The sequence below is a fragment of the Stenotrophomonas sp. 05L44_2 genome (genome assembly GCF_056665995.1).
This window is the reverse complement of sequence record NZ_JBFTNR010000207.1, coordinates 1-5641: the sequence shown is the minus strand read 5'-3', so window position 1 is coordinate 5641 and position 5641 is coordinate 1. Positions and strand designations below refer to the sequence as shown.

Sequence of the window (5641 nt, the reverse complement as noted above, 5' to 3'; positions counted from 1 at the left end):
CCTGTTCGCCCGCAGCCGCGGCCGCAGCGCGCCGGTGAAGACCTTCCTGATGGACCAGGCGGTGGTGGTCGGGGTGGGCAACATCTACGCCGCCGAGAGCCTGTACAAGGCGGGGATCAGCCCGTTGCGCGAGGCCGGCAAGGTCACCCGCGAGCGCTATCGGCGGCTGGCCACGGCAGTGAAGGAAACGCTGGACTACGCCATCACCCGCGGTGGCACCACCCTGCGCGATTTCATCAGCCCCGACGGCGCGCCGGGCTACTTCGAGCAGGAGCTGCTGGTCTATGGCCGCGATGGCCTGCCGTGCCCCGGCTGCGGCCGCCCGCTCAAGCACGCCATGATCGGCCAGCGGGCAAGCGTGTGGTGCAGCCGCTGCCAGCGCTGAACGTCTTCATGCGCTGCACACGTGCAGCGCTATAGTCCAGCCGACATCCGCTGCGGGGGAGCGTTGGCGATGGACGAAGGCCCGGATATCACCGTATGGCTGGATGCTGCGCGCGGTGGCGACCGCGCCGCGCTCGACCGTGTGCTGACCACCCTGTACCAGGAACTGCACAGCATGGCCCGGCGGCAGCTGGCCGGGCAGCAGGGACGCACCCTGGATGCGACCTCGCTGGTCCACGAGTCCTACCTGAAACTGCTGGGCAGCCGCGGTGCGGCGCGCTTCGAGGACCGTGCGCACTTCTTCGCCTATGCGGCGTCGGCGATGCGCAGCGTGGTCGTCGATTACGCGCGCAACCGGCTGGCGCGCAAGCGCGGTGGCGACCTCAAGCGGGTGGCCGAGATTCCCGAGAACAGCAGCAGCGGCGTGCGCCTGGACGAGGATCTGCTGGCCCTCGATGTTGCATTGGAACGCCTGCAGGCCGTCGATGCGCACCTGGCCAAGGTGGTGGAGCTGCGCTACTTCGCCGGCTTGTCCGAACTGGAGATCGCCGAACTGAGCCAGCGCTCGGAGCGCAGCATCCGCCGCGACTGGCAGAAGGCGCGGCTGTTCCTGCTGGCCGCGATGCGCAGCGACTGAGTCGCCGCCACCCACACCATGGATACCGCCCGCTGGCAGCAATTGTCGTCCTGGCTGGACCAGCTGCTGGAGCTGGCACCCGCCGCCCGCCAGCTGCGCCTGCAGCGCGTGAGCGCGCAGGACCCGACGCTGGGCCGCGAACTGGAACGCCTGCTGCAGCAGGAAGCTGACAGCCACGAGTTCATGGCCCAGCCCTTGTGGACCGCTACGCCGCCAGGCCGCGCCGGAAGCGAGGTCGGGCCGTATCGGCTGCTGCATCCGCTCGGCGAAGGCGGCATGGGCGAGGTCTGGCTGGCCGAGCGCTGCGATGGCCTGTACCAGCGCCAGGTCGCGCTGAAGCTGCTGCGCAGTGGCGTGGCCGATCCCGGCCTGCGCCAGCGCTTCGGCCGCGAGCGGCAGATCCTGGCCCGCCTGCAGCACCCGCACCTGGCACAGCTGCTGGACGCCGGGGTGGACCAGCACGGGCAGCCCTACCTGGCGCTGGACTACGTGGAAGGCGAGCCGATCAGCGACTACTGCCGGCGCCTGCAACCGCCGCTGGAAACGCGTCTGCAGCTGATGCTGCAGGTCTGCGCGGTGGTCAGCCATGCGCATGCGAACCTGGTGGTGCACCGCGACCTGAAGCCCTCCAACATCCTGGTACGCGCCGACGGCACGGTGAAACTGCTCGACTTCGGCATCGCCAAGCTGCTCGACCACGACGATCCGAACGCGGCCCATCCGGCTACCGAAATCCGCGCGTTCACCCTGCACTACGCCGCGCCGGAGCAGGTGCGTGGCGAGGCGGTGACGACCCTGACCGATGTCTATTCGCTGGGCGTGGTGCTGTTCGAGGTGGTCACCGGGCACAAGCCCTATCGCCTGCGCCGGCACAGCGATGCGGAATGGGAGCGCTCGATCCTGGATGTGCAGGCACCGCGTGCCTCGGCGCTGCTGCAACGGCTGGCCGCCGAGCCGGGGGCACCGAGACGGGCGCTGCTGCGGCAGGCCAAGCGACTGCGTGGCGATCTGGACGTGCTGCTGGAAAAGGCCCTGCAGAAAGACCCGCAGCAGCGCTACAGCTCGGCCGAAGCACTGGCCGGCGACCTGCGCCGCTACCTGCAGGGGCAGCCGATCCAGGCGCGTCCGCCGGGCATGGGTTACCGGGTGCGAAAGTACGTGGGCCGCCATCGCTGGGGCGTGGCGCTGGCCGGGCTGGCCGCGCTGGCCCTGCTGGGGACCACGTCCTTCGCCCTGTGGCAGTTGCGCCAGGCGCGGGCGGAAATGGCGCGTGCGCAGGCCATGCAGGATTTCACCGTTGGCCTGTTCGACAAGGCGGCCAGCCAGCGCCACGGCCATTTCGACGTGCCGCAGCTGCTGGCCACCGGCCAGCAACGGGGCGAAGCCGAACTGGCTGACCAGCCGCTGGCGCTGGCCGAGCTGCAAGGGGTGATCGGCCGCCTGCGCATCGGCCTGGGCGACTACCAGCTGGCGCTGCAGACCCTGGACCAGCAGCGCCAGCTGCTGCAGGAGGTGGGCGAGGTGCCGCCGGCGCTGCAGATCGAGGCGGTGACCCAGCGGGGGCGCGCACTGCGCATGCTCGGTCGCGGACGCGAGTGCCTGGCGCACCTGCAGCCACTGCAACCGCTTGCGGCCAGCCAAGCGGCGGCATTGCCGGCGGCGGTGGCCGAGTTCCACAGCCAGCTCGGGCGGTGCCAGGCCCAGCTGGGTGACGCCGATGCGGCGCGGCGTTCGTTCCAGCAGGCGCTGGCGCTGCGCCACCAGGGGATGGTCGAGCGCTTCGGGCGTGCTGAATCACTGGCCGATCTGGCCGCCCTGGACGCCACCGCCGGACGCCTGCCGGCCGCGCTGGCGGGGTACCGGCAGGCGCTGGCCCTGCTCGGCCAACGCGCCGACGCCAGCAGCCCGCAGGTGATCAGCCTGCATCGCCAGCTGGGCGATGTGCTGGCCCGGCAGGGCGACACGCAGGCGGCAGCGGCCGAGCTGGAGCTGGCCTGGCAGGCGGCACAGGAGGCATGGGGACCGCGCCACCCGGAGGCACTGGTGGTTCGCCGCGCACGCGCGCTGTTGGCCCTGCAGCGTGGCCAGCACGCGCTGGCCGGCCAGGAACTGCGGCAGGTGCAGGCACAGCTGCTCGGCGCTCTGGGCCCGGACCATCGCGAGATCGGCTACGGCGAGTTCGCCCTGGGGAAATGGGCCAGCGCCAGCGGCGACCCCTCGGCGGCGGCAGCGCACTATGCCCGCGCGGTGGCGATCTGGCGCCAACCGGATCACGTCGCCCTGCTGCCGCAGGCGCTGCTGGCACAGGGGCAGGTCCTGCAGCAGGCCGGCCAGATCGCGCAGGCCCGCACCGTGCTGGCCGAGGCACGACAGCTGCTGCTGGCCCAGCGCGGTCCGCAGGCACCGGCCCTGCACGAGCTTGATGCCCGCCTTGCGGCATTGGCACAGGCTGAACAGGGTATCGAGTCCACCGCTGCCCGTTAACGTTTGTCTGCCTATGATGGCCGACCTTCCCTTTGCTCCCGCGCCTGCATGCAACGACGCGACTTCATCCGCAATGCCTCCCTGGCCCTGGCCGCCTTCGGCCTGCCGTCACTGCCGGCCTGCGCGGCCAGCAAGAGTGGCCAGCTTGGGCTGCGCCGGCTTGGCCAGCCGCAGCCGTTCGATTTCGCCACCCTGAAGGGCCAGGCGCGCGCGCTGGCACAGGCGCCCTACCAGAGCCACAAGCGGGTGCTGCCGGGCAAGCTGGAGGCGCTGGACTGGGATCAGTACCAGTCGATCGGCTATCGCCAGGACCACGCCCTGTGGGCCGACCAGCCGGGTAAGTTCCAGGCCAAGTTCTTCCACCTGGGTCTGTACTTCCATTCGCCCGTGCGCATGTACGACGTGGTCGACGGCAAGGCGCAGGAACTGGCCTATGACGGCGCCGCGTTCAACTACGGCAAGAGCGGGTTGAAGAATGGTGAGCTGCCGGCCGACCTCGGCTTTGCCGGGTTCCGGCTGAACACGCGCAAGGACACCGACCGCGATTTCGCCGCGTTCCTGGGTGCCAGCTACTTCCGCGCAGTGGGCAAGGAAGGCCAGTACGGCCAGTCCGCGCGTGGCCTGGCCATCGACACCGGCATGGGCAAGCCGGAGGAATTCCCAGACTTCATCGCCTATTACCTGGAACAGCCTGCGGCCGACTCGGACACCATCATCGTCTATGCGCTGCTGGATTCGCCCAGCGTGGCCGGTGCCTACCGCTTCGCCGTCACCAACGGCGATGTGCTGCTGATGGACATCGACAGCGCGTTGTACCCGCGCAAAACCATCGAGCGGCTGGGCATCGCCCCGTGCACCAGCATGTACCAGGTAGGCGAGAACGACCGCCGCATGGGCTGGGACTGGCGCCCGGAGATCCACGATACCGACGGCCTGTCGCTGTGGACCGGCGCTGGTGAATGGATCTGGCGGCCGCTGGTCAACCCGCGCAACCTGCGCTTCAACATGTTCGTCGACCGCAACCCGCGTGGCTTCGGCCTGCTGCAGCGTGACCGCAACTTCGACCATTACCAGGACGACGGCGTGTTCTACGAGAAGCGTCCGTGCCTGTGGGTGGAGCCGAAGGGCGAATGGGGCGAGGGTTCGGTGCAGCTGGTGGAGATTCCCACCGTCGATGAAACCTTCGACAACATCGTGGCCTTCTGGAACCCGAAGGAAAAGCCGCAGCCGGGCCAGGAACTGCTGGTCGGCTACCGGCTGTACTGGGGCGCGCAGCCGCCGGCGCATACGCCGCTGGCCCATTGCGTTGCCAGCCGCACCGGCCTGGGCGGGGTGATCGGCAAGAAGCGCGAGTACTTCTCGTGGCGCTTTGCGGTCGACTTCGAAGGCGGCGAACTGGCCAGCCTGATCGACAAGGCCGACGTCGAAGCCGTTGTCGAAACCAGCCGTGGCCGGGTGGAGATCGTCTCGGCGCGGCCGCTGCGCGAGATCAAGGGCTACCGCGCGATGTTCGACCTGGTGCCGCCGGAGGGCAGCAGCGAGCAGATCGACATCCGCCTGTACCTGCGCAGTGGCGGCAAGACCCTCACCGAAACCTGGCTGTACCAGTACACCCCGCCGCCGGCTGGTGCGCCGGAGCGCACGCTGTACTGAAGCAGAGCGGTGCCGGCCAAGCGCCGGCACCCTTGATTCAGGGCTTGCTGTCGGTCGCGTGCGACTGGGTCGGCACGCCCACTTCCACCGTGCCACGGCGGATCTTCATCCAGGTTTCGTCCTGCCAGCGCTCGTACTGCTTCGGATCCCAGTACTTGGGGTCATACAGGCGGTCGGCCTTGATCGTGCGGGATATGCCGCCGTCCATGTACACGATGTCCACGTTGTTGGACATCGAGCCTACGCGGCTGCCGGTCATCTCGCGTCGTCCCTTCCTCAACACTTCGGCCATGCGTGGGCGCGCGACCTCATCGCCATACTCTGCACGCAGCGCGCTCGCCTGCGCCCGCGCGGCGTCGTGCTGTTCCAGCGGCAGGGTCGCCCAGTACTCGTTGCGCAGGTCCACGAACAGCGGGTAGCCGCGCTCGGCTGCCACTTCCATCCACGCATAGGCCATGACCGGATTGCGCGGCTGTTCAACGC

Annotated in this window: 4 protein-coding genes and 1 pseudogene; 4 read left to right on the top strand and 1 reads right to left on the bottom strand. The window is 69.3% G+C overall.

What is annotated here, in order from left to right:
• From AC1VAN_RS09145 to AC1VAN_RS09130, 4 genes are all read left to right on the top strand, one after another.
• The coding region (locus tag AC1VAN_RS09145) for a zinc finger domain-containing protein (protein WP_480985673.1) at positions 1-385 on the top strand (385 nt) is incomplete at its 5' end.
• Between the two features lie 69 nt (positions 386-454).
• Positions 455-1021, top strand: coding sequence for an ECF-type sigma factor (locus AC1VAN_RS09140; protein ID WP_025875449.1), 567 nt, complete (start codon positions 455-457; stop codon positions 1019-1021).
• Positions 1022-1039: 18 nt separating this feature from the next.
• On the top strand, positions 1040-3505 hold the full coding sequence (locus AC1VAN_RS09135; RefSeq protein WP_051585162.1) for a serine/threonine-protein kinase: 2466 nt from the start codon (positions 1040-1042) through the stop codon (positions 3503-3505).
• Positions 3506-3553: 48 nt separating this feature from the next.
• Positions 3554-5158 carry an OpgD/OpgG family glucan biosynthesis protein gene (locus AC1VAN_RS09130; RefSeq protein ID WP_032978429.1) on the top strand — a complete coding sequence of 535 codons (1605 nt, stop codon included), beginning with the start codon at positions 3554-3556 and terminating at the stop codon, positions 5156-5158.
• 37 nt (positions 5159-5195) lie between these two features.
• Here the strand turns inward: AC1VAN_RS09130 and AC1VAN_RS09125 are convergent.
• Positions 5196-5641: pseudogene (locus AC1VAN_RS09125) on the bottom strand (sel1 repeat family protein); the annotation flags it as partial.